This is a genomic window from Streptomyces sp. JH14, from assembly GCF_029428675.1.
GTDB lineage: Bacteria > Actinomycetota > Actinomycetes > Streptomycetales > Streptomycetaceae > Streptomyces.
In genome coordinates this window covers 3,437,505-3,464,314 of sequence record NZ_JAJNEL010000001.1, presented here as the reverse complement: position 1 = coordinate 3,464,314, position 26,810 = coordinate 3,437,505, and the positions used below count along the sequence as shown (strand labels likewise).

Sequence of the window (26,810 nt, the reverse complement as noted above, 5' to 3'; positions counted from 1 at the left end):
CACTGGACCCCGTCCATCGTACGGGCGTACGGAAGGGGGCCCAGGGCCGGAAGACCTCTTACAGAGACCGGCCGTATGTCACCCAGGAGAATTGCGGAGCCCGGCAGCCCGGCGAACGGTGCGGCTCAGCCGAAGCGTGCGGCCAGGAGGACGACGTCCTCGGTGCTGTCGACCTGGTCGAGCCCGTCAGGCAGGACGGTCCGCAGCACATGGTCGGCCACCGATCCGGCGTCGTGGCGCAGTGCCTTCGGCACGCTCGCGGCCGCCGAGTGGAGCCGGGCGAACGCCCGGTCCGTCGAGTCGCCGGTACGGCGGAGCAGACCGTCGGTGTAAAGCAGCACGGTCTCGCCGGGTGCCGGAGCCATCTCCACGCTCGGCGCCTCCCAGCAGGCCAGCATGCCCAGCGGCGCGGACAGGGTGGTCTCGACGAACTCGGTGCGCCGGTCGCCGATCACCAGCGGTGGGGTGTGTCCGGCACCGGCCAGCACGACCTTGCGTGCGGCGGGCTCGCAGTAGGCGAAGAGCGCGGTCGCGGACCGTGCGGGTTCGGTCAGCCGCAGCAGCAGTTCCAGGTCGGAGAGCACCGCGACCGGATCCTCGCCCTCCATCACCGCGTACGCCCGCAGGCCGGCCCTCAGCCGCCCCATCGCGGCCAGAGCGCTCGGGCCCGAGCCGCCCACCGAGCCGACGGCTAGACCGAGCGCACCTTCCGGCAGCGCCAGCGCGTCGTACCAGTCGCCGCCACCGCACGGTGCCACGCGGTGGCGGGCGGCCAGCTGCACGCCGGGGACCCGGGGCAGCCGGCCGGGCCGCAGCTCCTCGGTGAGGGCGGCGGCCTCGGCCTTGGCCCGGTGCAGCTCCAGCAGCCGGGCCAGGTGCTCGCTCGCGTGACCGGAGTAAAGGCCGACGAGGTGGCGCTGGCGTTCGAGGGGTTCGGCGGGCTCGTCGTAGAGCCAGACGGCCGCGCCCAGCCGGCCGGTCGCATCGGTGGCGAGGGGCAGGGCGTAGCTGGCGGCGTATCCGAGCCGCGCGGCGACTTCGCGGTGGCGGGGGTCCAGGCTTGCGTCACTCAGCAGATCGGGGCTGGTCAGAGGTCCTTTGGCGTCCGGGAGGCCGTCCAGGATCCGGCCGTACGAGGTTGCGCAGCGCGGCACCGTCTCGATGTGGCCGAGGTCGGCATGGGCGAGTCCGAGGCCGATGGTGGCGACCGGGCCGCGGTGGTCGGAGGGTTCGAAGACGATCAGTCCGCGGCGGGCACCGACGAGGGCGGCGCCGGCGCCGAGTACCTCGTGCAGCGCGTCGTCGAGGGTGCTGGTTCCGGCCAGGCGCTCGGTGAGCTCGTGCAGCGTGGTGAGGTCGGAGACCCAGCCGGCCAGACGGTCCTGGAGGAAGGCTCCTGGCGCGGCGGGTACACCGGCCAGAGGCCCTGGAGTGTGCGCTGAAACAGGAACTGTGGGATCGATTCCAGCCACTTTCGGCAGGTGAGGGGCGCTCATGGCAATCGGCTTTCCGACCAGTGCGTTTCGTCGAATAGCATCGCAAACCCCCATGTCATTCTGCGCCGCTATCAGTGCATCCACATGTACACGCACAAGTAAGCAGATGTCCAGCATTGTCCCTGCAGGATTTGTGGTGTCCGTGTGACTACTAAGTTGGCCAAAAAATGCACCCCATGAACGTTATTTGCGGTCGACTGGGTCTTGTTCGACAGGGGTTCCCTCGGGGTGAAGTCCCGGGCGGAGCGTCATTCCAGGCATGCTGGGTACGTAATCGGTGAGGAACCAGGGGCAGTTCTGATCGCTCCGGAACCTGGCAGCGAGCCCGGACGTCCTCACTTGTGACGGCCGCGCCCCACCCCGAGTGGCGGGGCGGTGCACCATGGGGCGGCAGACGCGATGCGCGCAGCCCCTTGCCACGCTTTTGGCTGGACCCGGATCAGCTCGACTCGGCTCACGCTCGGTACCGACGGGATACCCGTACCGCAGACTTAGAGAGCATGTACGCACGGTGAAGTGATGCACACGCGGCGTGACGCACGCGTGGTGTGATGTGGCCCTCGGCGTTCAACGGAAAGGAACGAGCGCTCATGCGCGAGATCCTCGGAAGGCGACGCAGGCTCCGGCTCCGGCGCAAGGCAAGGCCCGCCCAGCTCGACGCGGCACTGACCTGTGCCACCGCATGGCACTGGCCCGTGCTGCCCGGAGTGGGGCTGAACGCAGCCGGTGGCCGCGGTGGCCGCGGCCGCGGCTGCGCCTGCCCCGATCCCGAGTGCGCCGTACCCGGCGCGCACCCCTTCGACCCCGGTCTTCTTGCGGCGACCACCGACGAGCGCATGGTGCGCTGGTGGTGGACCAACCGGCCGGCCGCACCGATCATGCTCGCCACCGGTGGCCGCGCCCCGTGCGCCCTGAGCCTGCCCGCCGTGGCCGGCGCCCGGGCGCTGACCGAACTCGACCGCATGGGCATGCGAGTCGGCCCGGTGGTGGCGACGCCGACGCGCTGGTCGCTGCTGGTGGCTCCGTACACCCTCGAACAGCTCGGTGAGCTGTTGCACGCCAAGGACTGGGTGCCCAGTTCGCTGCGGTTCCACGGCGAGGGGGGCTACCTCGTGCTTCCCCCGTCCGAGGTGGGTACGGGGCAGGTGCGCTGGGAACGGGCTCCGCTGCCCGGCTCCGCGGCCCCCTGGCTACCGGATGTGGAGGCGGTCGTGGACGCGCTGGTCGAAGCGAGCAGCAGCGCCCCCGGCGGCGGCAGCCGGCTCGCGTACTGAGGGCCGGCCGACGGTGGGTGTCGTGACCGGCCGGTGGGTCCGTGTGGCGGCCGGCAGGGTGTGCCGACGGCTCGGCTCACTCGTTCGGGTGTGAGCAGGTCCGAATTCTGCGGTAAATGGGTGCTCCTCATCCAGGAGCCCGCATTTTCGCCGATATCTTCGGCGCGCCGTCAGGAATTCCCGCGCAGTCGACAGGTGGGGCCGTCATGAATCTCCGCATGATCGTCATGACGGGTGTGGTGGTGTCCGCCGTCGTACTTCCGTTCGCGGCTTCGGCGGAACCCGCGGGCGTCCCTGGTTCCGTGTCGCGTCAAGCAAAGTCTGCCGATGCAAAGTCCCGCCCGGGCAGGATTTCTGACGGGCCTTCCGGGACCAGCTCGAAGGGCCTTTCGAAAGAGCCGTCGAAGAGGTATTCGGGAGCCGTTTCAAAGAGATCTTCGGGGTGGGGTGCCGGGACCGGATTTCTGTCCGATACCGACCCGTCGGACGGGGCGGGCGAAGCCGCCGGGTCCTACGGAGAGGCGAGCTCCGCTTCCGCCGCACCGTTCGGGCCCGCACCGGGGACCGTGGCGCGGTGCGGACCCGAGTTGACGTCTCCCGAGGGCGTCGAGGCGCAGACCTGCGTCATGACCGACGGACGCGACACATGGGCGCGCAGCTACTACCGCAATGCGACGGGCGACGAACTGCGTTCCGAACTCACGCTGATGGGCCCCGGCGGCCGGACCGTCGCCATGCGCTGCACCGTGGATCCACAGGATGAGCCAGGGGTCTGCCAGACACCGCGCCGCAGGTCGTACGGAGGTCCCGAGGGGTACGTGGCGGTGGCCGAGTACGCACGGGGCGGAGTGGCCGAGGGGGCGGAAGAAGAGGTTCCGCTGCTGTTGAGGTCCGGATCCAATCCGGCACCCTCCGCGTCGCGTTGACGCAGGATCCGCAGCCGCCGCGGGCCGTTCGGCACCACGCGTGGACATGAGAGCGCCCGATCGCTGGCGACGGGGGATGCACCAGCGACCGGGCTTCTAGAACGGTAACAAGAGATCTGCCGTTCGCAAATTCGATCTCGCTTATTCGGACAGCTATTTACCTGCGGGTACGGGGAGTTGTGACATGAGTCACCGATCGGCCCGCGGGAGTCCGCACGCCGTCACGGTCAGCTGAGCGTCACCTGGCGGTTGGTGAGGCCGCCGCGGGCCCGCCGCTCCTCCGCGGTCAGCGGCGCGTCCGAGGCGAGCGCCTGAGCCAGTCGCTCGGCGAGCTCGGCTGCGGGCTTCTCGCAGTCCTCGGCCCCCATCGCGCTCGGCAGGTCCCAGACCGGGACCATCAGCCCGTGCGCGCGGAAGGATCCGACCAGGCGCGTCCCCTCGCCGAGCGAGGAGGTGCCGGCGGCGTGCAGCCGGGCGAGCGCGTCGAGGAGCTGTTCCTCGGGGTGCGGCATGACCCACCGCAGGTGGTTCTTCTCGGGGGTCTCGCACCAGTACGCGGCGTCCACCCCGGAGAGCCGGGTGGTCGGGATCGCCGCCTCGTTCGCGCGCTCCAGGGACGCGGAGACCTCGGGCGTGGCGTTCTCCGCGTCCGGGACCCAGAACTCGAATCCGGAGTGGACGGTCGGCTCGAACGCGGATTCCGGGTCGAGCAGGTCCTGCAGACGCGGCCCGTCGGCCGGTACACCCTGGGCGGCGACGGGCGAACCGGGCTCGGCGTCCAGTGCGCGCTGCAGGGTGCCCGCCAGGTCACGGCTGAGGTCGCCGGACGGAGTGTCGTTCTGCAGGGCGAGCAGGACGGAGCCGTCGTCGCGGCGCAGCGCCGGCCATGCCATCGGCAGCACGGTCGCGAGCGTCACGGACGGCACGCCCTCGGGCAGCCCGCCCTTCAGGGCCAGTTCGACCGTGGCGGCGGGTACCAGTTCCCGCAGGGCGACCCAGTCGCACTCGCCGGCCAGGCCCTCGAACGGGCGGTGGACCAGCTCGGTGACGGCCTGGGCGGCGGCGCGGCCGTGGCAGGCCTTGTAGCGGCGGCCCGAACCGCACGGGCAGGGTTCGCGAGCCCCGACCACCGGGATCTCGCCGTCCTTGAGCTGCTGCTTCCCGGCCTTGGTCTGAGGGCGCTTCTTGGCCATGGTGGGCTTTCTCCCGATTGCGACAGTGCGGTCTGGGCCGCGAGCCTAGCCGCCCTTGTCGGGTCCGGTGTACAGACGCCCGGGCGCCCGCGGCATGTGTGCCGGATCGCCGGTGTGCACGTACATCTGTACGGTGCGCGAGTGCGTCCGTGCGCGGGCCGCTCCGCACCGTGTGTGCGTGCCCGTCGGTGCACCGGTCGTTGCGCGAGCCGACGCAGTGTGTGCCGGTCTCAGCCGGCGTCGTCGAAGGCGTCGGCGAAGTCCAGTCCGTCGAGCCCCGGTACGTGCCCGCTCCCATGACCGTGGTCATGGTCGTGGCCCTCGCTGACCACCACCCACACGGTGACCTCGCCGGACGAACTGTCGCGCACGCCCCATTCCTCGGCGAGCGCGCTGATGATGTTGAGCCCGCGACCGCCGCGCGCCGTCACGGACGGTGTGGCCGGAATCGGTCGGGTCGGACCGCCTCCGTCCGTCACCTCGACGGTCAGCCCGCCCGTTCCGTCGACGCGCCATGCGGCACGTACGTCGCCCTCACCCACATCCGTGTGCCGCCCCAGCGGCCTGCCGTGGCGGCAGGCATTGCTGAGAAGTTCGGAAAGGATCAATACAGCATCGTCGACAACCGAATCCGACACCCCGTAACTGCGCAGTTGCTCACGCATCCGGTGCCGCGCCTGACCCACGCCCGCAGGGCCATGGGGTACGGCCATGCTCGACGACGTGGGCACTTCCTGTGCCACCACCAACGCCACCCCCGAGACCTCCTTTGCCCCACGCCACGGAGTGGATGCCCTCCTGGACTGGACCGGAAACCGGCCAATGGCCTGCTGATGACGCACTCGTAACGATCGGATACGGGCTGAATGCGCCGGTGTACTCCCTGTAACTGACGTTAAAGGCGACCCAGTTGGGACAGGACCTGTTTTGGGCGATTCGTGATGATCGCCTCGATGCCGAGGCGGGCGCAGAGCTCGACGTCCTCGGGTTCGTTGACCGTCCAGACATGCACACGGTGGCCCGCGCGGTGCAGTCGCTCGATGTAACCGGGGTGACTGCGTACGATCCGCAGGCCCGGACCGGCGATACGGGCACCGGCCGGCAGCCGCCCGTCGCGCAGCCGCGGTGATACGAACTGCATCAGATAGACCGTCGGCAGAGTCGGCGAGGCCGCCTGGATGCGGTGCAGGGAGCGGGCCGAGAAGCTCATGATGCGCACCGGCGAGGGGCCGTCCGCCGGCGGGGCGTCCAGTTCGAATCGCTTCAGCAGATACAGCAGCCGCTCCTCCACCTGGCCTGCCCAGCGAGTCGGGTGCTTGGTCTCGATGGCCAGCTGGAGGGGGCGCCCGGCGGCGCGTGTCTCGACGACCAGTTCGAGCAGTCGCTCGAGCGTGAGTACAGAGGTGAGCTCGCCCGGCGCCGGATCCCAGTCCGGGGACTCCTCGCGGTCCTTCCAGGAGCCGAAGTCGAGAGCGGCGAGTTCGGAGAGCTCCAAGGCCGAGACGGCGCCGCGGCCGTTGGACGTGCGGTTGACCCGCCGGTCGTGCACACAGACGAGGTGGCCGTCGGAGGTGAGCCGTACATCGCACTCCAGTGCGTCGGCGCCGTCCTCGATCGCCTTGCGGTAGGCGGCCAGGGTGTGCTCGGGCGCGTCGTCGGACGCCCCGCGGTGCGCGATGACCTGGATGGGATGGTGCAGTGTGTGCTGCCGTGCATGGTTCACCGCGTCATGGTGTCACCGTGAGGCGACGGCGGCCCGCACCTTGCGACTGGAGACCGTTTTGCCGGATATAAAGATTGGTGTGCGGACGCACAGGTCCTGCTTACAGTGGCCTGACGGGTCATGGGAAAAGCTGACTCCAGACACGTACGCAGCGGATCTCTTGCCGACATTGATGAGGAACCGAGGAGTAAAAAGCTGTGAGCACAGAGAACGAGGGCAACGAGGGCACCGCGGCTCAGGCCGTACCGTCCGTACCTCCCGTGCCGGCCGCTCCTCCTGAGGGCACGCCTGCGCCCCCGTCGGCGCCCCCGGTTCCCGGCCTGTCGGACGCACCGGCATCGCAGCAGTCGGGACAGGCGAGGGACTGGCCGCCGCCGCAGCCTCCCCAGCAGGCGAAGGACTGGCCGCCGCCGCAGCCGCCGCACTCCCCCGAGCAGCAGACGACGCACGCGCAGCCGGGCCCGTCCGCGGAGGATCCGACTGCTGCCGTGACGACTCCGATGGCTCCGGTCGCTCCGGACAGCGGGACCGCGGCCCAGCCGCAGGCGGCCGGTGGCTGGCCGCCGCCCCCGCCCACCGTTCCCGCATACGCGCAGGATGCGGGTGCCGGTGGCGGAGGTCCCGTCTGGGGTGCGGCGGCCCAGCTGCAGTCGCCCGAGGCCTCGCAGCGGCGGCGGGCCGGCGGCCTGGTGGCCGCGGTGGCCGTGGCGGCACTCGTGGCGGGCGGTATCGGCGGCGCTCTCGGCTACTGGGCGGCCGACCGGAACGACAGCGGCAACTCCTCCGGTTCGACCACGATCTCGGCGTCGGCCAACCCGCAGGACCTCAAGCGCGACCCCGGTACGGTCGCGGGCGTCGCGGCGAGGGCGCTGCCCAGCGTGGTCACCATCGACGCGCAGAGCGGCGACGGCGAGGGCGGCACGGGCACCGGCTTCGTGTACGACAGGGAAGGCCACATCCTCACCAACAACCACGTGGTGGCTTCTGCGGCGAACAGCGGCCAGCTGACGGCGACGTTCTCCAACGGCAAGAAGTACGACGCCGAGGTCGTCGGCCGCGCCGAGGGTTACGACGTCGCCGTACTGAAGCTCAAGAACGCTCCGTCGGGGCTCGCCCCGCTGGCCCTGGGCAACTCGGACCAGGTCGCGGTCGGCGACTCGACGATCGCGATCGGCGCGCCGTTCGGTCTGTCCAACACGGTCACGACCGGCATCATCAGTGCGAAGAACCGTCCGGTCGCCTCCGGTGACGGATCCGGCGGCAGCAATTCGTACATGAGCGCACTGCAGACCGACGCCTCGATCAACCCGGGCAATTCCGGTGGCCCGCTGCTCGATGCGCGCGGTGCGGTCATCGGTATCAACTCGGCCATCCAGTCGACCGCCAGCAGTGGCCAGTCCCAGGCGGGATCCATCGGTCTCGGCTTCGCGATCCCGATCAACCAGGCGGAGAACGTCGCCCAGCAGCTGATCAAGACGGGCGAGCCGGTCTATCCGGTCATCGGCGCCACGGTCACGATGGACGAGAAGACCGGCGGTGCCGTCATCTCGGACCAGGGCTCGGGCGGCACATCGGCCGTCAGCCCGGACGGGCCCGCCGACAAGGCCGGTCTCAAGGCGGGCGATGTCATCACCAAGTTCGACGACGCGGTGATCGACAGCGGCCCGACCCTGATCGGCCAGATCTGGACCCACAAGCCGGGCGACCAGGTCACCCTCACCTACAAGCGCGACGGCAAGGTGTCGACGGCCGAAGTCACGCTGGGGGAGCGCAAGGGCGACAACTGACCGGCTAGGCTGTCCTCGCGTCGACGCCGGTCCATGACCGGTGACGCGGGGTGGGTTGCCCGAGCGGCCTAAGGGAACGGTCTTGAAAACCGTCGTGGCGCGAGTCACCGTGGGTTCAAATCCCACACCCACCGCCAGGCCGGCGCATGTGCAGGCCAGAAGGGGCGTCCGACCAGGGCGCCCCTTCGGCATGAGGCCTGCTGACAACCTGCGCGCTGCTGTCGTCCCGGCCGAGGCCGCCTGTCCGTCGGGGTGCGGCGGATCGCGGACAGGAACGTTCCGTATCAAGGGGACGGGTCAGGGCGCTCGGTGTCCTGCGGGTCCGTGGGGCGGTCCGCGGTCAGGCGGGCGGCCGAGGCGATGGTGGCCCGGGCCTCGCGTTCGGTGAGGCCGGTGCGGACGGCGGCGCTGGTGAGGGCGTCCGCCAGTTCGTCGCCGAAGCCGTGTTCGTACGCGCGGCAAGCGGCCCAGAAGAGACGGGTGTTGCGCTGTCCTTCGTGTGCCGCGAGGACGAACTGGACCAGGCCCTGGCCATGGTGGGGGCGGCCCGAGGGTTGGTGCGGGCGCGCGGGGGGTGTGAGCAGACGGAGGAGCGCGCGGGGGCAGGGGGCCGGGGAGAGATCCGCGGCGCCAGGGGCGAGGCGGTAGGTGCCGCGAGTGGTGACCGAGCCGGGACCGACCAGGTAGCCGCCACTGCCGCGGATGTCGATGCCCGGGGCGAGGCGGCTTGCGGAGTTCGGCACGGACACGCCGGGCGGGCCGGTGAGCCAGATGTGGCGGCCGCCGCTGGGCGTGATCACGGTGACCGTCGGCGGGATCGTGAACAGGTGATGCAGGGCCAGCTGCTGGAGAGCCGCCACGGAGTCGTTCCGGCCGGTGGTGTCGATGTCGAGGTCGACGCCGATGAGGTGGTGCGGGGCCCGGCCGCATGCGATGCCGTAGCCGGTGGCCCACGGAGCGGCGGCGAAGAGGGCTCGTACGGCGGCCGGGTTGGTGGTGGCGTCGTGGACGCCGTGCCCGGGAAGACCGCAGGCGCCCCGGCAGCGGACCGGCCGGTCCTCGTCGTGGTGGGGGGAGCGCAGCGCGGGGAGCTTGGTGGCGGACAGCGGGATGACGGGGAGCCCGTGCTCGGCGGCGGAGAGCGCGTGGGCGAGGGCCAGGGTGGCGGTCTGCCGGTCGGTGATGGCCATGGCTCTATTTTCGTACAACTGTTCGAGGAAGGGAAGGGCTGGCGATGGGGGTCGGCCGGCGAAGAGCGGCCGAGGCGTCGATGCGGGCGGATTGCCAGAAAATGCGGCGAAACGCTTTTCCTTGTGGGATGCACGGGATCGAAGGGTGTGCGGGTGTGCGCCGGGGTGCGGATTGGGGCTTTGAGATGCATAGGAGGTTTATCAGGTGTTCCTCATGCTTGCGGGGGAATAGGCGATCCTGGGCGGTTCGGAGGGGGTTCGGTGGGCAGCTTTGATCTCGCGACGTCGTGATCCGTATCGAGGCCGTCGGCCAACTGCCTCGGAGCAAGCAGCACATCCGTTTCTGGAGGAAATTGACATGGCAACCATCCGTACCGCCCGCATCCTCGCGGTTGTTGCCGCGCTGCCCCTCGCCGTCGCACTCTTCGGCGGCGTGGCTCAGGCCGACAACGGGGCGTTCGCGAGCGGCGGATCGAACGCGGGCGTCGCGACCATCAGCGGCAGCGGGGTAGGTGGGAACAACTCGGGCAACTCGTCCACTTCGCAGCAGCAGGCCACCGGCTCCGGGGCATCGAACCGGAGCAACTCGGCGCAGGTGAGCGGCTCGCCCTTCACTGTGATCGACCAGTCCGACAGGAGCATCGCGGTGAACTTCACCAATCTCTGGTGAGCCGGGGCCCGCCGTGGGCCGGTCGGGGGGCCGGAGCGGGGTGGGGTGAACGGCGGCCTGCGTGAGGGTGCTTCGGCGCCTTTGCGCAGGCCGTTCGCATGTCCCGGCGGGCGGGTTCGGGTGCCGCCGGCCTTGACAGCCACCTCGAATCTGACGGACAGTCAGAAATCCTGTTCCATTCACCTGTGTCCGGGAGGCCGGCTGCCGTGCACCTCGCCCCGACGGAGCGCCAGCTGCAGCTGCGCGCCGAACTCCGCAGGTATTTCCAGGATGTGACCTCCGGTCCGGATGTGCCCACCGGGGCGGATGCGGGGTCCGGGGCGCGGGCGAGACAGGCCGGGGATCCGGCCGAGCAGCGCCGACTGCTGCGCCGGGTCGGCGCCGACGGGATGCTCGGACTCGGCTGGCCCGTCGAGTACGGAGGTCAGGGCCGCGGACCCGACGAGCAGTTCGTCTTCTTCGACGAGGCGTACCGGGCGGGCGTGCCCGTATCCATGGTCACGCTCAACACCGTCGGCCCGACCTTCATGAAGTACGGGACCGAGGAGCAGAAGAAGTACTTCCTGCCGCGGATCCTGGGCGGCGACCTCGTCTTCGCGATCGGCTACAGCGAGCCGGAGGCCGGCACGGATCTGGCCGCTCTGCGCACCAGGGCGGTGCGGGACGCAGGGGGCGCCTCCCGCCCGAACGAGGCCGGGAGCGGGGGAGACTGGGTGATCGACGGGCAGAAGATCTTCACCAGCAATGCCCAGAACGCCGACTGGATCTGGCTCGCCTGCCGTACGGATCCGGATGCGCCCAGGCACCAGGGCATCTCGATCATTCTGGTCCCGACGGACGCCCCCGGGTTCTCCTGGACGCCGATCGAGACCGTGGGCGGCCTGACCACGACGGCCACCTATTACGACGGGGTGCGGGTACCCGCCACGAACCTGGTCGGTGAGGAGAACGCCGGCTGGGGGCTGATCACCAACCAGCTGAACCACGAGCGGGTGGCGCTCGCGGCGATCGGGATGCAGGCCGAGGAGTTCTACGAGGCTGCGCTCGCCCACGCCCGTACCCCCGATCCAGTGACGGGGCGCCGTCCGGTTGACGAGCCGTGGGTGCGGTCCCGGCTGGCCGAGGCGTATGCCCGGCTGGCGGCAACGCGCCTGCTCAACTGGCGTCTGGTGGGGGACGTGGGGGCGGGCTCACTGGCCCCGGGCGAGGCGAGCGGCGTGAAGTTCGCGGGAACCGAATCGGCCGTGGAGGTGTATCGAATGTGCCAGGAAATCACGGGCGAGGCCGGGATGATCCGGGGCGGTTCGCCCGGCTCCTTCGGGGACGGGGAGCTGGAGCGGATGAACAGGGCGGCGCAGATCAACACCTTCGGGGGCGGGGTGAGCGAGGTGCAGCGGGAGATCGTCGCGACGATGCGGCTCGGCATGAAGAGGGGGAAGCGGTGACGGGCACGCGGTACAGGCAGGTCGGGGGCGGTCCGGACGCGTTGTACGGGCGGCTGAAGGCGTACGAGGGGCGGGCGGCCGCCACCGCAGGTGTCGGCAAGGACCTGGTCAACGAGCCGATGATCCGGCACTGGTGCGAGGCCATGGGCGACACGAACCCGGCATACGCAGGGCCGGGGGCAATCGCTCCGCCGACCATGCTGCAGGCGTGGACGATGGGCGGCCTTTCGGGGCACTCGGATCGTTCCTCGGCGTACGACGAGCTGTTCGGGCTGCTCGACGGCGCCGGGTACACCTCGGTGGTCGCGACCGACTGCGAGCAGGAGTATCTGAGGCCGCTGAGGCCGGGGGACGAGATCACCTTCGACGCGGTGATCGAGTCGGTGTCGGAGCGGAAGACGACGAAACTGGGGACGGGCTATTTCATCACCACACGGACGGATGTCCGGGCAGCCGGGGAACCGGCCGGCACGCATCGTTTCCGCATCCTCCGGTACAGGCCTGCGGTGAGGGCGCGCGGGACGAAGCCGGGCGGCGGGCCGGAGGCAGGACAGGACGGCCGGAATCTGCGGCCGAGGCCCGTCATCAACCGGGACAATGCAGGGTTCTGGCAGGGGGTGGCTGAGCACAAACTGCTCATCCAACGGTGCGGGCAGTGCGGGGCCCTGCGCTTTCCCTGGCTGCCGGGATGCAATGAATGCGGCTGCCAGGAATGGGACACGGTCGAGGCGAGCGGCGAGGGCACCGTCTTCAGTCATGTCGTGATGCACCACCCGCCCTTCCCCGCCTTCCGCACCTCCGACGATGCGGGGCCGTACGCGGTGGCGCTGATAGAGCTGGCGGAGGGCGTACGGATGGTCAGCAACGTGGTCGGGGTCCCGCACGGCAAAGTGCGCACGGGGATGCCGGTCAGGCTGGAATTCCTGCGTACGGACCCCGAGTTGGAACTTCCGGTCTTCCGGGGGAGCGAGGGCTGACATGGACTTCACACCCACGGAGGAGCAGGCCGCGGCGCAGGGTCTCGCCGCGCAGATCTTCGGAGATCTGGCCACGCACGAGCGGCTGGCCGCCGCCGGGACGGGGACGGACACCGGGCTGTGGAAGGAGCTGTGCGCGGCCGGCCTGACCGGCGCCGTCGAGGAGATCGGGCTGCTGGGCCTGGTGCTGCTCCTGGAGGAGCAGGGGAGAACGACTGCGCAGGTGCCGTTCGCGGCCACATGTGTGTACGGGCTGCTCGCCGTCGCCACACATGGCACGGACGAACAACGGGAGCGAATACTGCCGCCGTTGCGGGACGGCACGGCTGTCGCCGCCGGCGCATTTCCGGCGCGTGGCGGTCTACGGGGCGACAGGGATGGGCGGTTGAGCGGCAGCGTGCCCTATGTGCCGTGGCTGCGGGACGCCACCGTGGTGCTCGTCGCGGACGCGGACCGGGCGCTGTGGCTCGTGCGGACGGCCGATCCTGGCGTGACGGCCGGTCCCGTGGAGACCACGGCTCCGTGGTCGGCGGCTCGGCTCACTCTGGACCGGGTGGCCGGTGAGCGGCTCGGTGGCGCAGGGGCCGGAGCGGAGGCGTACGGTGCTGTGCTCGCTGCGAGCCGGACGGCATTCGCGGGGTTGCAGGCCGGGGTGTGCGCGGGGTCGCTCGCCCGGGCGGTCGCCCACACCACCACCAGGGAGCAGTTCGGGCGGCCGCTCTCCACCAATCAAGGGGTGCTGCTCCGCGCCGCCGACGCCCATATGGACACCGAGGCGATACGGGTCACTGCGTACGAGGCGGCGTGGCGCTACGACCAGGGGCTGCCGTACGAGGCGCAGGCGCTGACCGCGGCCTGGTGGGCCTCGGAGGCCGGCAAGAGAGTCGTGCATGCCGGACAGCATCTGCACGGCGGGACGGGCGCCGACCTCGACCACCCGGTCCACCGCCACTTCCTCTGGGGCCGACAGCTCGACGCCTACCTGGGATGTGGCAGCGAAGTGCTCCAGGAATTGGGTCAGTTGCTGGTGAAGCAGGGATCGCAATGAAGGTCGGCGAGGAGCTGGAACCGCTGGAGATCGCGGTGACCCGCACGCTGATCGTCGCGGGTGCCGTCGCTTCCCGCGATTACCAGGACGTGCACCATGACGCCGAGCTCGCGCAGCAGAAGGGCTCCCCGGACATCTTCATGAACATCCTGACGACCAACGGGCTCGTCGGGCGGTACGTCACCGATCACTTCGGGCCCTCGGCGGTGCTCCACAGGGTCGCCATCAGGCTGGGTGTGCCCAACTATCCGGGGGACACCATGGTGTTGAGCGGCGCCGTCACAGCCCTCGGCGACGACGGGAGGGCCGAGGTGACGGTGGTCGGATCCAATGGCCTCGGCAGGCACGTCACCGGCAAGGTGACGGTCAGTGTCCCGGAGGGGGCCGCATGAGCGTGCGCAGGGCGGATTCCCTCGGCGGCCGGGCCGCGATCGTCGGGATCGGGGCAACCGAGTTCTCCAAGGACTCCGGGCGCAGCGAACTGAAGTTGGCTGTCGAGGCGGTGCGGGCCGCCCTCGACGACGCCGGGCTGACCCCCGCCGATGTCGACGGCCTGGTCACGTTCACGATGGACACCAGTCCCGAGATCACCGTCGCCCAGGCAGCCGGCATCGGCGAGCTGTCGTTCTTCTCCCGCATCCACTACGGAGGCGGGGCGGCCTGTGCCACCGTGCAGCAGGCGGCGCTCGCCGTCGCGAGCGGGGTGGCCGACGTCGTGGTCTGCTACCGCGCATTCAACGAGCGCTCGGGGAGGCGCTTCGGTTCCGGGATGCAGCACCGGGAACCGACCGCCGAGGGCGCCGCGCTCGGCTGGAACCTCCCCTTCGGACTGCTCACCCCGGCCTCCTGGGTCGCCATGGCCGCTCAGCGCTATCTGCACACGTACAACCTGACGCCGGAGGCCTTCGGTCATGTCGCGGTGACCGACCGGCGCCATGCCGCGCGCAATCCGGCGGCGTACTTCTACCGGAAGCCCATCACGCTGGCCGATCACGCCGCATCGCGCTGGATCGTCGAACCTCTCCGTCTGCTCGACTGCTGCCAGGAGACCGACGGCGGACAGGCGCTCGTCGTCACCAGTGCCGAGCGTGCCCGCGACCTGCCCCGGCCGCCCGCGGTGATCGTCGCGGTGGCGCAGGGCGCCGGGCGGGCGCAGGAGCAGATGACGAGCTTCTACCGTGACGGGCTGACCGGACTGCCGGAGACCGCCGTCGTCGCCGGACAGCTCTGGCGTACCTCCGGACTCGCCCCCCGCGACATTGATGTGGGCATCCTCTACGACCACTTCACTCCGTTCGTACTGATGCAACTGGAGGAGTTCGGCTTCTGCGGACCGGGCGAGGCCGCCGACTTCGTGGCGGACGGCGCGCTTCCCCTGAACACCCATGGAGGCCAGCTGGGCGAGGCGTATCTGCATGGGATGAACGGCATCGCGGAGGCGGTCCGGCAGATCCGGGGCACGTCGGTGAACCAGATACCCGGGGCGGCCAGGACGCTGGTCACCGCCGGTACGGGGGTCCCGACCTCGGGACTGATCCTGGGCACGGACGGCTGATCGGGGGGGCCGCGGGGCACCGGTCGGGCGGCGGGACGGTGAGTCCGTCCCAGGGGTGACCCCGAGTCCGCAGGACGGGGGCCCTACTCCTTCAGGAGGTGGGGCCGGCCCCACCCCTACAACCTGAGGCGGACGTGGCTTCGGGACCTGGGGCCGATCCCCCGCGTAGCGACCGCTCCTAGCGTGGACCCATGACCACGCCAGTCTGCACGGGCGCCTCCAGGGGAGCCGCTGCCGCCACCGGACACGCGCCACGCACCTTGCCGGCGTCACACACGCAGCACGCATCGGCCCTGTCGCAGGCACAGCATGCATCGGCGACCCCGCACGCGTCGCACGCCGCTGCTGCGCACGCTCCGTACGGGGCGCGTGCACCGCATGTTCCGTATCCGTCGTTCTCGTCGTTCGTGCGGGCGCGGGGGCCCGTACTGCTGCGCACCGCACGCTCGCTCACCGCGAACCCGAGCGATGCCGAGGATCTGCTGCAGACCGCGCTCGCCAAGACGTATGTCGCGTGGGAGCGGATAGAGGACCACCGGGCGCTCGACGGTTACGTCCGCCGGGCCCTGCTGAACACCCGGACCTCGCAGTGGCGCAAGCGCAAGGTCGACGAGTTCACGTGCGAGGAGCTGCCCGAGCAGGAGGCCGCTCCCGCACCCGATCCCGCCGAGCAGCAGTCGTTGCACGATGCGATGTGGCGGGCCGTGCTGAAACTCCCGGACCGGCAGCGGGCGATGGTCGTCCTGCGCTACTACGAGGATCTCAGCGAGGCGCAGACGGCCGAGGTGCTCGGGGTGTCCATCGGTACGGTCAAGAGCGCCGTGTCACGGGCGCTCGGCAAGCTCCGCGAGGACCCCGAGCTGATTCCGGTCCGCTGAGCCCGAACCGTGCGGGCGCGCGGGCGGGCACGCGGGCGCGGGACGGCTCCGGGACGGCCCCGGGCGGGGACTCGTCGCACCGCAGCTGCGCTCCCTGCGCCGCAATCCCGCTCCGCGCGCCGCGGGTCCACTCGCATGCGACGGCGGCGACGGCGCTGCGCGCGGACGGTGACGGCATTTCGGCAGTGTTCCGCCCAGGAGAATCCGGCGGAGACCGATTCGTACTCCCGGGAGTAGTGACATACCAATCGGTATGTGCGCAGAATCAGCGGAACCCTACTGCCGCGTAGCGCCCACCGGGAGGACGCCGTGCTGAGCACCATGCAGGACGTACCGCTGACTGTCACCCGCATCCTGACGCACGGGATGACGATCCATGGGAAGTCTCAGGTCACGACCTGGACGGGCGACCCCGAGCCGCAGCGGCGAAGCTTCGCCGAGGTGGGCCGTCGTGCCACGCAGCTCGCCCACGCCCTGCGTGACGAACTCGGTGTCGTCGGCGACCAGAGGGTGGCCACCCTCATGTGGAACAACGCGGAGCACGTGGAGGCGTATCTCGCGATTCCCTCCATGGGGGCCGTGCTCCACACGCTCAACCTGCGCCTTCCCGCCGAGCAGTTGATCTGGGTCGTCAAGCACGCCGACGACAAGGTCGTTCTCGTCAACGGCTCGCTGCTGCCGCTCCTCGCGCCGCTCCTCCCCCACCTGACGTCGATCGAGCATGTGGTCGTCGTGGGCGCCGGCGACCGCTCCGTGCTCGACGGCGCCGTCCCGCAGGTACACGACTACGAGGAGCTGATCGCAGGACGTCCGACCGGATACGACTGGCCGGAGCTGGACGAACGTCAGGCCGCCGCCATGTGTTACACCTCCGGCACCACCGGCGACCCCAAGGGCGTCGTCTACTCCCACCGCTCCATCTACCTGCACTCCATGCAGGTCAACATGACCGAGTCGATGGGGCTGACGGACAAGGACACCACACTGGTGGTCGTGCCCCAGTTCCACGTCAACGCCTGGGGTCTGCCGCACGCGACGTTCATGTCCGGCGTCAACATGCTCATGCCCGACCGTTTCCTGCAGCCCGCTCCGCTCGCCGACATGATCGAGCGTGAGAAGCCGAGCCACGCCGCCGCCGTCCCCACCATCTGGCAGGGACTGCTCGCCGAGGTCGTCGCCAACCCGCGCGATCTGTCCTCGATGGCCCGCGTCACCATCGGCGGCTCCGCCTGCCCGCCCGCACTCATGGAGGCGTACGACAAGCTGGGCGTCCGCCTCTGCCACGCCTGGGGCATGACGGAGACATCGCCGCTCGGCACCATGGCCAACCCGCCCGCGGGCCTGACCGAGGAGCAGGAGTGGCCGTACCGGATCACCCAGGGCCGCTTCCCGGCCGGTGTCGAGGCGCGGCTGGTCGGCCCCGGCGGCGGGCTTCTGCCCTGGGACGGCGCGTCGGCAGGTGAGCTGGAGGTCCGCGGTCCCTGGATCGCCGGTGCGTACTACGGAGGCGCGGACGGCGAGGCGCTGCGCCCCGAGGACAAGTTCAGTGAGGACGGCTGGCTGAAGACCGGCGACGTCGGCGTCATCAGCGACGAAGGCTTCCTCACCCTCACCGACCGGGCCAAGGACGTCATCAAGTCCGGTGGCGAGTGGATTTCGAGCGTGGAGCTGGAGAACGCCCTGATGGCGCACCCGGATGTGGCCGAGGCTGCCGTCGTCGCCGTCCCGGACGACAAGTGGGGCGAACGCCCGCTCGCGACCGTCGTCCTCAAGAGCGACGCCACCGCCGACTACGTGGCGCTGAGGGCGTTCCTCGCCGAGTCGGGCATCGCCAAGTGGCAGCTGCCGGAGCGTTGGACGGTCATTGCGGCGGTGCCGAAGACCAGCGTCGGCAAGTTCGACAAGAAGGTGATCCGCCAGCAGTACGCGCAGGGCGAGCTGGAGATCACCCACCTCTGATCGGGCACGGACGACGAGGGCGGTACGGGACTTCCCGTACCGCCCTCGTCGTCCGTCCTGGTGCCTTGTTCAGTTCGTGCCGATCTTCGCCAGCAGATCGACGATGCGGGACTGCACCTCGTCGCTCGTCGACCGTTCCGCCAGGAACAGCACGGTCTCGCCGGAGCTGAGCTTCGGCAGGTCCGCCCGGTCCATGCCGGCCGACGTGTAGACGACCAGCGGGGTCCGGTTGAGCTGGCCGTTCGCGCGCAGCCAGTCGACGATGCCGGCCCGTCGGCGGCGTACCTGCATCAGGTCCATCACCACGAGGTTCGGCCGCATCCGGGTGGCCAGCGAGACTGCCTCGTTGTCGGTCGCGGCCTGCGCGACCTGCATGCCGCGGCGTTCCAGCGTCGCCGTCAGCGCCACCGCGATCTCCTCGTGCTCCTCGATCAGCAGCACCCGCGGCGGGTGCTGCTCGCTGTCACGAGGGGCGAGCGCCTTGAGCAGCACGGCGGGGTCGGCACCGTACGCCGCTTCCCGCGACGCCTGCCCCAGACCGGCCGTCACCAGCACCGGAACCTCGGCGGCCACCGCCGCCTGGCGCAGCGACTGCAGCGCCGTACGGGTGATGGGGCCGGTCAGCGGGTCCACGAAGAGCGCGGCGGGGAACGCCGCGATCTGGGCGTCCACCTCCTCGCGGGAGTGCACGATCACAGGGCGGTAGCCGCGGTCGCTCAGCGCCTGCTGGGTGGAGGCGTCGGGCGCGGGCCAGACGAGGAGCCGGCGCGGGTTGTCCAGCGGCTCCGGGGGCAGCTCGTCGTCGGCCGGCTGCGGTGACGGCCGGTTGGCGACCTCGATCGCGCCGCCCGGACCGTCCAGTGGCTCCGGACCTTCGGCGCCCTCGTCGGGGGCCCCGATGGCGTAGGCGCGCCCCTCGGCCGCCGGGGCGGCGAGCAGCTGTCCCGAGGTGCTGGTGGTGGGCGCGGTGCCGGGCTGCGCGGTGGCAGCCGGGGTGGCGGCGGGCTGTGCGGCGGCCGGCTGCGGCACGGTGGCCGGTGCGGTGCGCTCGGCCGCGGGCGGCGCGGCGAGCTTGCGGCGCCGGCCGGCGCCGCCGAGCGTCTGGTTCTGCTGGTGCGCGAGGTGCTGGACGAACGGCACGCCCTGGCCGAGCGTCCGCACGCTGAACGCCCGCCCCTGCGTCGAGTCCGAGGACGCGGGCATGGGGGCTTCGGCGGGCAGCGGCTGTCGTCGCGCATCGGGCACGGCGGCGGCCGCCGGTGCAGGGACGGGAGCGGCGGCGGGCGCGTTCTCCCGCGGACGGCTCTCCCCTGCGGCGGCGTTGGCGGTGCCGGTGGTGTGCGTCGTGTGACCCGCGCCGGTCCAGTCCGGATCGTCGTCAGGGGCGGTCAGGGCGGTGAGGGCGGCCAGGCCCTGCCCCGAAGTGCCGTTGTCCGACCAGCCGCCGGGCTGCGCCGGCAGCCCGGACTGCTGCGGGGGTTCCGGCTGCTGAGCCTGCTGCGGTGCGTCGGCGGGGCGCGCCCGGCGGCGGCCGGTCGGTACGGGGTGTTCCTGCGACGGTGTGTGGGCGTCGCCCTGCGGCACCTGTACAGCGTCATGGCGCCCCGGCAGCGAGGCATCCGCTGCACCGGCCGTGGGCGGGATCCGGTCGGCCTCGGCGGGCGGGAGTGCGAACGCGGTACGCGGCCCCGCGGGCTCGGGCCGGTCCTGCGCGGTCGCCAGCGCCCGCCTGGCCCGCCGCCCGGTCTGCTGGGCCTGCGCGCCGCCCTCGCTCTGTCCCTGGCCGGCGGCAGGGGCGACTGCCGGGAGGGCCAGCTGGTTCTCGTTGCTCTGTCGTGCCGGCTGTCCGCCCGCGGGCACCGGCACCGCCATCTCGGCCGGCACACCCTGCGGCGGTACGGTCTGCCCGCGCTGCGGGCGGCCGCCACCGCCCTGCGCGCCCTCGGCAGCCGTCACCACGGAGCCCTCGGACGGCGCTGCGGCCGCGGACAGGGCCAACGCGGACCCAGGTCCCTGCGACGGCTGTGATCCCTGGGCAAGCTGCGCGGACGGCTCGGCCGTCTCGGCGGGGCTGGGCCTCCCCCGCCTGCGCCCCGATCCCTCGCCCTGCCGGTCCGGGACGAGCTCCTGCGGCGACTGCGGGACCTGCGGCACCGGCTGAGCCTGCTCGTCCGGTGCCACCGCCTCACGACGCGCCCTGCGCCGCCCTGTCGGCTCCGCCGCCGCGTCGCCGGACCCGGCCACGGCATCGGTCCCGCCCACCGGGCTCTCCAGGAACGCGTCCGTCGACGCCCGGCGTGCCCTGCGCCGCCCGCCGCCCGATGCGCCCTGCTGCTCCTGAACGGCCACGACACCGGCACCGGCCGTCGTCTCCGTCATCGGTGCCTGCACGGCGGGAGCCTCCGGCGGCACCACGGTGCCCGAACCCGCGCCCAGCGGCACCTCGAGCACGTACGCGCTGCCGCTCATGCCCGGCATCTCGTGCGTCTGGAGCACGCCGCCGTGCGCCCGTACGATCCCGCGCACGATCGGTTCGTGGACCGGGTCTCCCCCGGCGAACGGTCCACGGACCTCGATCCGTACGACCTCGCCGCGCTGGGCCGCGGCCACGACCACCGTCGAGTCGACGTAGCCGCCGCCCGGCACCAGTCGTGCCCGGCCGGTCGAGTCGACGCCGGCGACATCCGCGACCAGATGCGCGAGCGCGGTCACCAGCCGGCCCGCGTCGACCTCGGCCTCGATCGGCGGCGCGTGCACCGCGAACTGGGCCCTGCCGGGACCGATCAGCTCGACGGCGGCGTCGATGCCGGCCGTCACGACGCCGTCGAGCAGCGCCTTCTCCTTGACCAGCTGCTCCGCACCGGCGTCCAGCCGCTGGAAGCTCAGTACGTTGTCGACGAGCGTCGCCATCCGGGCGTAGCCCGCCGCCAGGTGGTGCAGGATCTGGTTGGCCTCGGGCCACAGCTGGCCCGCCGGGTCGGCGGCGAGCGTGAAGAGCTCGCCGCGCAGCTCCTCCAGCGGACCGCGCAGCGACTCGCCGAGGACGGCAGTCAGCTGGGTGTGCCGGGCGGTCAGATCCGTGAGCTGCTCGGCCTGCTCCTCCAGCTCGGCCGCGTACCGCTCGGTGCGGTCGGCCAGCTCGGCGGCGTGCTGCTCGGTCAGCCCCGTGACCTCGGCGGTGTGCCGTTCGGTGAGCTCGGTGACCTCGGTGGTGTGGCTCTCGGTCAGCTGCGCCAGCTGCTCCGTGTGCTGCTTGGCGAGTTCCTCGTAGGGCCTGCGGTCGGTGAACGTCATCACCGCACCGACCAGCTGGTCCCCGTCGCGCACGGGCGCCGTCGTCAGATCGACCGGTACCTGCGCGCCGCTCTTGGACCACAGGACCTGCCCGCGCACCCGGTGCTTGCGGCCGGACTTGAGCGTGTCGGCGAGCGGCGACTCCTCGTACGGGAACGGCTCGCCCTCCGCACGCGAGTGCAGGATCAGCGCGTGCAGCTGCCGGCCGCCCAGGTCGCTGGCGCGGAAGCCGAGGATCTGCGCGGCGGCGGGGTTGACCAGAACGACCCGGCCGTCCGTGTCCGTGCCGACGACGCCCTCGGCCGCGGCCCGCAGGATCATCTCGGTCTGCCGCTGCGAACGGGCCAGCTCGGCCTCGGTGTCGACGGTGCCCGACAGATCCCGTACGACGAGCATCAGCAGCTCGTCGCCCGTGTAGCTGCCGGTGTAGCCGGCCTGGACGTCGTTGTACGCGGCCTGCCCGTCCTCCAGGCTGGCGCTGGTGACCTCGACCGGGTACTCGGAGCCGTCGGTCCGCCGCGCGGTCATCCGCGTCGGCTTCGTACGGCCCCGCTCGTCCGCCGCCTCGGGCCTGCGCATCGACCCGGGAATCAGCTTGGAGTCGAACTCCGGCAGCAGATCGAGCAGTCCGCGACCGACGAGCGCGGTGCCCGGGGTCTCGAACATTTCGAGGGCGATGGTGTTGGCGTTGACGACCGTGCCGTTGCAATTGACGAGCAGCAGCCCGTCAGGAAGGGCATCGAGTATGGCTGCGAGGCGAGCAGTGCCTCGGGACGGCCTGCTGCTCACGACGACGCTTCCTCCCTGATTACCGCACCTTGCCGACAGCGGGCCCCATCTTGCCTCTCGGGCCGCAGGCTGTCACTGGAGGAGTCTAAAGGCAGGGGAGGGGCATCCGACGGCGGATGAGGGGGAGCTCTCACCAAGGTTCTGTGCATACGGTGTACGACTCCGGTTCTGTGCGTGTCCTGTGAAGAGCCTGGCAGGTGTCCTGCGACGGGCCCGGTCGCCCGTGACCGGCGGCTGCCGGCGGGCCCTCCGCCCGTGGTCAGCGGACGTTCGGGAGCACGGGAAGCAGGGCGTTCCAGCGCGCGATCTCGCAGCCGTTGGTCCGAACGAAGGACGCGTCGACCGGCTGTCCCCGCCATGTCCCGGTGACGCGGGCCGTGGCCGAACCGCCGAACTGCTGGGTGCACATGGCGTCCGCGGGCACCGGACGGAAGGGATCCGTGCCGCCATCCGTGGGTACGGCCAGCTCCGCCAGCCGGTCGCAGGCCTGCTGCGCCGACGGATGGGTGCCGCGGGCGGGGAGGCACTGCAGTTCGTACACGCCGTCGGCGGCCCGGTCTCCGGAGTCCGAGACCGTCACCTTCAGCTGGGTGGTGCCGGAGTCGCCGTTGTCCTGCGGCGCAGGCATCGGCAAGGGAAGGGGCAGCGGCAGGAGGTCGGTGGAGGCGGTGGCGGCCGGTGCTGCGGCGGACAGCACGGCGAGGGACGCAACGGCGGTGAGGGCGAGGCGGCGCAGCATGCGGACTCCTGTGGAAGCGGGAAGAGCGGGGAGGCGAAGCCCCCTTTCCCACTAACGCTCCGCACGCCGCGGCGTTGCGCAACCGCAGAGGCTTTGCCCTGGCGGCCGACTGCCTAGTACCGTAGGCGGCGATTGGAGACACAGCCCTCAGCTGTGTCATCATCTGCACGCACCACTCGCGCCAGCGCGAGGTGTGCTGGAGGCGTCGCCTAGTCCGGTCTATGGCGCCGCACTGCTAATGCGGTTTGGGTCTTAAAGCCCATCGAGGGTTCAAATCCCTCCGCCTCCGCTTGATCACTGAAGCCCCGTGCCACTGGCCGGGGCTTCAGTCGTATCCGGATGTGACAGCGGCACCGCGGGACCCCGCCACAAGCCGGCCGAACGGCGGGCTGTGAGGCGTTTTCGCAGGTCAGAGGTGGTTTGGTTAATGGATTTCGCGTGACGGCGCAGGTCATGTAATGTTGTTCCCGCAACGCCGACCAGGCAGAAAAGCCCGGAACGCCAAGCACTCGTAGCTTAACGGATAGAGCATCTGACTACGGATCAGAAGGTTGCAGGTTCGAATCCTGCCGAGTGCACACAGCTCAGAGGCCCCCAGGAGAAATCCCGGGGGCCTCTTGCGTTGCCCGTACAGCAACGAAGTACAGCAACCGTGTCAGCCGGTACCGCCCATCGCGTCTGACAGCCGGCTGATCGCGTCGCGGACTTCTTCTTCGCTCGCTTCGGCGTAGACCTCCATCGTCATGGCGATCTGCGAGTGCCGCAGGATCCGCTGAGCGATCTTCGGGTGAACCTTGAGGGCGACCAGGAGCGAACTGCATGTGTGCCGGGTGTTCCGGAGCGGGATGACCCGAAGGCCGGCACGGCGAGCCCGCAGCGCGAACATCCGGGTGAGGTTCCCCGGCTCGATCGGCGTACCGTGCTTCGTCGTGAAGACCAGGCCGTGAGCGTCCTGCCAGAGTTTTCCCGCGGCCTTCCGGTCGCCGAGCTGCTGAGCGCGGCGCATCCGGAGCGCCTTGAGGCAGAGTGCGGGGAGCGGCAGGAAGTCGTCTGAGTCCTCGGTCTTGGTCTCACGGTGGAGGATCTGACGCCCGGCGCGCTGGATCTGATGGTCCACGTACAGTTCGCCGGTCTCGAAGTCGATGGACTGCCAGGTCAGTCCCAGCACCTCACCCCGACGCAAACCGAGGGTCAGCACGAGCATCCAGGCTGCGAAGAGGTGATCATCACGAGCCACCGCATCAGCGAGGAACTGGCCGGCCTCGGCGACGGACCACGGCTTGATCCGGCGGCGGCGCGGCTTGGGTACCTTCACCAGCGAGGCCACGTTCTTGCCGATCTCTTCTTCGGTAACCGCATGCGTCAGCGCGGCCCGCAGAGCATCGCGGGAAGCTTGGATCACCCGACGCGACGGGTACGACTCGCAGCACTCCCCGACCGCGCAGCACTTCCGCCGAGCAGGAGTCCTCTTGGCGTCCTTGCCCTGGGCACAGCACTGGCAGACGGTCGCCAGCTTGGTCAGCCACTCACGCACGTCGCGAACGGTGAGCTTGTCCAGCCGCTTCGCACCGAGGTACGGCCCGATGTAGAGCCGGACGTACCCCTCGTACGAGACGTACGACAGCGGGGCGAGGTTGGGCTTCACGATGGAGTCGAGCCAGTACGCCAAGAAGGCTGCGAGGGTGCGGTGCCGGGTGGCTACAGGGCCGTTCCTGGCTTCCGCGTGCAGATTGATCCACTTGCTGTGAACCTCTTCGCGCGTCTTGCCGTAGACGTACTTTCGGGCGCGCTTCCCATCCGGTTTGGTCACCCACGCGTACGCTGCGTAGCCGTTCTTGTACGGGTAGATGGACCCTTCGCCGTTGCCGCGCTTGCCGCTCATGCCGCCCACCCTTCGACGTCAGAGGTGACGCGCTGGACGTACTCGTCCACCCAGGCCGGGAGGATGCGGCGGTTACGACCGACCTTCACCGAGCGGATCTCTCCGGTCAGGACCAGCATCTTGGTCTTGGACAGACCGAAGCCGAGCATTGCTGCAACTTCGTTTGTGGTGTGCCACTTGCGCTCGATCACTGCTGTGCTCATGCGGAATCACCTTCCTGGGCTTCGAGTTCGGCGCGGTGTTCGCGGGCGGTGTCGCGGTTGTGCTGGATGTCGCGGTGGATGTTGGCGGCGAGCCAGGATTCGCCGGGGGTGTGGCCGTGGCCGGCGTAGGCCCAGTGGGCGAGGGTGAGGGTGGTTGCTTCGGGGTGGTCGTCGGGGTCGGGCACGCCGAGGGCGGCGCGTTGCTGTTGGGCGCGGTAGTCGGCACGGACCTGGCGGAGGGCGCCGAGGGTGGTGGAGTAGCGGCGGGATTTGGTGGAGAAGTGGCCGCGGAAGCCGAGCATGTGGGCCCAGTCCCGGAGCTTGCGGTCGGGGAAGGCGTGGTGGAGGTCCAGGCAAGCTTCGATCAGGCGCCGGGGGTGGTCGGGGACGCCGAGCAGGACGAGGGCTTCTTTGTTGCCGATGCGGTGGTCGACGGTGCCGGTGGTCTCGGCCGCTTTGGTGGCGTACTTCGCGACGTAGGAGGCCACTGCCTGCTCGGTGAGGTCTTCGCCGTTCCCGAACGCTCCGATGGGCTGGACGTCGAGCTGTGTGCCCCAGCGCAGTACCCACTCATTGGCGAAGCCAGCACCGGGGTTGGCCGGCACGGTGACTTCGACCCGGGCGGCCGCCGCGCAGATGGCGTCGGTGAGCAGGTCGAGGGTGGCCCAAGCCGGGGGTGGGGAGTCGGGCCCGTCGGGGCCGTCGAAGCGGATCACGGCGTGGAAGTGGACCGCACCGCGCTTTTGGTACTCGGCGACCTTGCCGAAGGACAGGCGGGACTGCTCACGGGCGGCTGTCTGGGTGAGTCCGGCTCGGCGGGCGATCTCTCGGCGGAGGTAGATCGTGAAGTAGCGCCACAGGTCGGATGCGTGGTTGTTCCACAGCACCGCACCCGCGTAGTCGTACATGGTGGGGTCGAGGGCGGTGCCGAGTTCGGGCGCGTTGTCGGGGTGGTGGGCGCCGCAGCGGCAGGGCCGGTTCCCGGGACGGTTATGCACGGGGCCGAATGATGGGGCGGTGAGGGTCGCGAAGACGCGGGGGTGGTCGCGGATGGTGTGCGGGGTGCCCTTGTCGGGGTCGCCGGTGAGTCCGGCGCGGATGAGGTGGTAGGTGTCGCCGGCGTAGGTCCAGGCGCAGGCGGGGCACCGGGAGGCCCGCCGGTTGCCGCAGGCGATCCGTAACCGCCCGCCCGGTTCGGTGTCGGTGCTGTAGGAGTGCAGGACCGTGCCGGTTGCGCGGTCGATGGTCTTGGTGGCGCCGGTGAGGTGGATGGGTTGTGCGCATCCTCCGGTGCGGCGGATCTGTTCTTCCCAGCGGTCGAAGCCGGTGGACCCGGCCACCCGGAGCAGGTCGCCCAGGGTGATCGGGTCCAGGCCCGCCGCGGTGGCGGGGTCGGTCACTGGTCGTTCTCCTTGGGCGGGTGGTTGTCGATCCACTCTTCGGCGCACACCTTGTGGACGGGCTTGCCGCGGTCGGAGCGGAGCGGGGTGGGCTTGTCGCACAGCACGCAGGGCTTGTCGCCCGTGGCGTCGAAGTGCTTGGGCGAGCTCCAGTTCAGAAGGGCCACGGCGGTCACCTCTCGGCGCGGGCGTAGGCGCGGGCGGGGATGGCGCGGCCGGTGCCGCGGCAGGCCGGGCAGTCGGCGGTGATGGTGTGGCGCTGGCCGTCGAGGGTGGTCTGACCGGTGGCGATGGCGACCTGGGGGAAGCCGTCGCAGTGGGCGCAGATCGGCCCGGGCCGGGTGTGCTGGGGCATGATGGGTTCTCCCTTTCGGGTCTGCTT

The 26,810-nt window shown here is 70.7% G+C and carries 23 protein-coding genes and 3 tRNA genes; 14 read left to right on the top strand and 12 right to left on the bottom strand.

The genetic code is table 11. The features are described 5' to 3' along the window. Nucleotides 1-125: 125 nt before the first annotated feature. Nucleotides 126-1,613, bottom strand: coding sequence for a PP2C family protein-serine/threonine phosphatase (locus LRD69_RS15610; protein ID WP_277327167.1), 1,488 nt, complete (start codon nt 1,611-1,613; stop codon nt 126-128). 473 nt (nt 1,614-2,086) lie between these two features. On the opposite strand from LRD69_RS15610, the gene LRD69_RS15605 reads away from it, so the two are divergent. Continuing rightward, entirely contained in the window at nt 2,087-2,770 is a 684-nt protein-coding gene (locus LRD69_RS15605) for a bifunctional DNA primase/polymerase (protein ID WP_277327166.1), read from the top strand. A gap of 626 nt (nt 2,771-3,396) precedes the next feature. Further along, nucleotides 3,397-3,696 carry a hypothetical protein gene (locus tag LRD69_RS15600; RefSeq protein WP_346771909.1) on the top strand — a complete coding sequence of 100 codons (300 nt, stop codon included), beginning with the start codon at nt 3,397-3,399 and terminating at the stop codon, nt 3,694-3,696. Nucleotides 3,697-3,923: 227 nt separating this feature from the next. Here LRD69_RS15600 and LRD69_RS15595 read toward each other — a convergent pair whose 3' ends face one another. From LRD69_RS15595 to LRD69_RS15585, 3 genes are all read right to left on the bottom strand, one after another. Further along, nucleotides 3,924-4,889 carry a DUF5926 family protein gene (locus LRD69_RS15595; protein ID WP_277327165.1) on the bottom strand — a complete coding sequence of 322 codons (966 nt, stop codon included), beginning with the start codon at nt 4,887-4,889 and terminating at the stop codon, nt 3,924-3,926. A gap of 230 nt (nt 4,890-5,119) precedes the next feature. Next, on the bottom strand, nt 5,120-5,731 hold the full coding sequence (locus tag LRD69_RS15590) for an ATP-binding protein (RefSeq protein WP_277327164.1): 612 nt from the start codon (nt 5,729-5,731) through the stop codon (nt 5,120-5,122). Between the two features lie 53 nt (nt 5,732-5,784). After that, nucleotides 5,785-6,612, bottom strand: coding sequence for a glycerophosphodiester phosphodiesterase (locus LRD69_RS15585; RefSeq protein ID WP_277327163.1), 828 nt, complete (start codon nt 6,610-6,612; stop codon nt 5,785-5,787). Between the two features lie 197 nt (nt 6,613-6,809). On the opposite strand from LRD69_RS15585, the gene LRD69_RS15580 reads away from it, so the two are divergent. Both LRD69_RS15580 and LRD69_RS15575 read left to right on the top strand, forming a co-directional pair. Continuing rightward, nucleotides 6,810-8,399, top strand: a complete 1,590-nt coding sequence (locus LRD69_RS15580; protein ID WP_277327162.1) for a trypsin-like peptidase domain-containing protein — start codon at nt 6,810-6,812, stop codon at nt 8,397-8,399. 49 nt (nt 8,400-8,448) lie between these two features. Further along, a tRNA-Ser gene (locus LRD69_RS15575) sits at nt 8,449-8,536 on the top strand. A 147-nt stretch (nt 8,537-8,683) separates the two neighbouring features. Here the strand turns inward: LRD69_RS15575 and LRD69_RS15570 are convergent. Next, nucleotides 8,684-9,589: a bifunctional DNA primase/polymerase gene (locus LRD69_RS15570; RefSeq protein WP_277327161.1), complete on the bottom strand. Its 906-nt coding sequence runs from the start codon at nt 9,587-9,589 to the stop codon at nt 8,684-8,686. A gap of 358 nt (nt 9,590-9,947) precedes the next feature. Here LRD69_RS15570 and LRD69_RS15565 point away from each other — a divergent pair, with 358 nt between their 5' ends. The 8 genes from LRD69_RS15565 to LRD69_RS15530 all read left to right on the top strand — a co-directional run bounded on the left by LRD69_RS15565 (nt 9,948) and on the right by LRD69_RS15530 (nt 18,121). Then, nucleotides 9,948-10,259, top strand: coding sequence for a hypothetical protein (locus LRD69_RS15565; RefSeq protein ID WP_277327160.1), 312 nt, complete (start codon nt 9,948-9,950; stop codon nt 10,257-10,259). A 206-nt stretch (nt 10,260-10,465) separates the two neighbouring features. Next, nucleotides 10,466-11,704 carry an acyl-CoA dehydrogenase family protein gene (locus LRD69_RS15560; RefSeq protein WP_277329749.1) on the top strand — a complete coding sequence of 413 codons (1,239 nt, stop codon included), beginning with the start codon at nt 10,466-10,468 and terminating at the stop codon, nt 11,702-11,704. Continuing rightward, complete coding sequence (locus tag LRD69_RS15555; protein ID WP_277327159.1) at nt 11,701-12,681, top strand: bifunctional MaoC family dehydratase N-terminal/OB-fold nucleic acid binding domain-containing protein; 981 nt, start codon at nt 11,701-11,703, stop codon at nt 12,679-12,681. Before LRD69_RS15560 ends, LRD69_RS15555 begins: the two co-directional genes overlap by 4 nt. Nucleotide 12,682: 1 nt before the next feature. Continuing rightward, on the top strand, nt 12,683-13,729 hold the full coding sequence (locus LRD69_RS15550) for an acyl-CoA dehydrogenase family protein (RefSeq protein ID WP_277327158.1): 1,047 nt from the start codon (nt 12,683-12,685) through the stop codon (nt 13,727-13,729). Beyond that, entirely contained in the window at nt 13,726-14,121 is a 396-nt protein-coding gene (locus LRD69_RS15545) for a MaoC family dehydratase (protein ID WP_277327157.1), read from the top strand. Before LRD69_RS15550 ends, LRD69_RS15545 begins: the two co-directional genes overlap by 4 nt. Beyond that, nucleotides 14,118-15,284, top strand: a complete 1,167-nt coding sequence (locus LRD69_RS15540) for a lipid-transfer protein (protein ID WP_277327156.1) — start codon at nt 14,118-14,120, stop codon at nt 15,282-15,284. Before LRD69_RS15545 ends, LRD69_RS15540 begins: the two co-directional genes overlap by 4 nt. 191 nt (nt 15,285-15,475) lie before the next feature. Beyond that, nucleotides 15,476-16,162 carry a SigE family RNA polymerase sigma factor gene (locus tag LRD69_RS15535; RefSeq protein ID WP_277327155.1) on the top strand — a complete coding sequence of 229 codons (687 nt, stop codon included), beginning with the start codon at nt 15,476-15,478 and terminating at the stop codon, nt 16,160-16,162. 309 nt (nt 16,163-16,471) lie between these two features. Next, nucleotides 16,472-18,121 carry a long-chain fatty acid--CoA ligase gene (locus tag LRD69_RS15530; protein ID WP_277327154.1) on the top strand — a complete coding sequence of 550 codons (1,650 nt, stop codon included), beginning with the start codon at nt 16,472-16,474 and terminating at the stop codon, nt 18,119-18,121. Nucleotides 18,122-18,190: 69 nt separating this feature from the next. Here the strand turns inward: LRD69_RS15530 and LRD69_RS15525 are convergent, their stop codons facing one another. Both LRD69_RS15525 and LRD69_RS15520 read right to left on the bottom strand, forming a co-directional pair. Then, nucleotides 18,191-22,204, bottom strand: coding sequence for a PAS domain-containing protein (locus LRD69_RS15525; RefSeq protein ID WP_277327153.1), 4,014 nt, complete (start codon nt 22,202-22,204; stop codon nt 18,191-18,193). 259 nt (nt 22,205-22,463) lie between these two features. After that, complete coding sequence (locus tag LRD69_RS15520; protein ID WP_277327152.1) at nt 22,464-22,943, bottom strand: SSI family serine proteinase inhibitor; 480 nt, start codon at nt 22,941-22,943, stop codon at nt 22,464-22,466. Nucleotides 22,944-23,141: 198 nt separating this feature from the next. On the opposite strand from LRD69_RS15520, the gene LRD69_RS15515 reads away from it, so the two are divergent. Together LRD69_RS15515 and LRD69_RS15510 are read left to right on the top strand one after the other, a co-directional pair. Further along, nucleotides 23,142-23,232: transfer RNA gene (locus LRD69_RS15515), tRNA-Ser, on the top strand. A 216-nt stretch (nt 23,233-23,448) separates the two neighbouring features. Further along, nucleotides 23,449-23,521, top strand: a tRNA-Arg gene (locus LRD69_RS15510). A 77-nt stretch (nt 23,522-23,598) separates the two neighbouring features. On the opposite strand, the gene LRD69_RS15505 is transcribed toward LRD69_RS15510, so the two are convergent. From LRD69_RS15505 to LRD69_RS15485, 5 genes are read right to left on the bottom strand one after another with little or no spacing between them, the layout of a single operon-like run. Next, complete coding sequence (locus LRD69_RS15505) at nt 23,599-24,834, bottom strand: site-specific integrase (RefSeq protein WP_277327151.1); 1,236 nt, start codon at nt 24,832-24,834, stop codon at nt 23,599-23,601. After that, entirely contained in the window at nt 24,822-25,028 is a 207-nt protein-coding gene (locus LRD69_RS15500; RefSeq protein ID WP_277327150.1) for an excisionase family DNA-binding protein, read from the bottom strand. Before LRD69_RS15500 ends, LRD69_RS15505 begins: the two co-directional genes overlap by 13 nt. After that, nucleotides 25,025-26,428 (bottom strand): replication initiator protein RepSA, encoded by a 1,404-nt coding sequence (gene repSA / locus LRD69_RS15495; protein ID WP_277327149.1) that lies wholly within the window; start codon nt 26,426-26,428, stop codon nt 25,025-25,027. Before repSA ends, LRD69_RS15500 begins: the two co-directional genes overlap by 4 nt. After that, entirely contained in the window at nt 26,425-26,595 is a 171-nt protein-coding gene (locus tag LRD69_RS15490; RefSeq protein WP_277327148.1) for a hypothetical protein, read from the bottom strand. The genes repSA and LRD69_RS15490 overlap by 4 nt, the downstream gene beginning before the upstream one ends. Before the next feature lie 5 nt (nt 26,596-26,600). Further along, nucleotides 26,601-26,783, bottom strand: a complete 183-nt coding sequence (locus LRD69_RS15485; protein WP_277327147.1) for a hypothetical protein — start codon at nt 26,781-26,783, stop codon at nt 26,601-26,603. Nucleotides 26,784-26,810 lie beyond the last annotated feature (27 nt).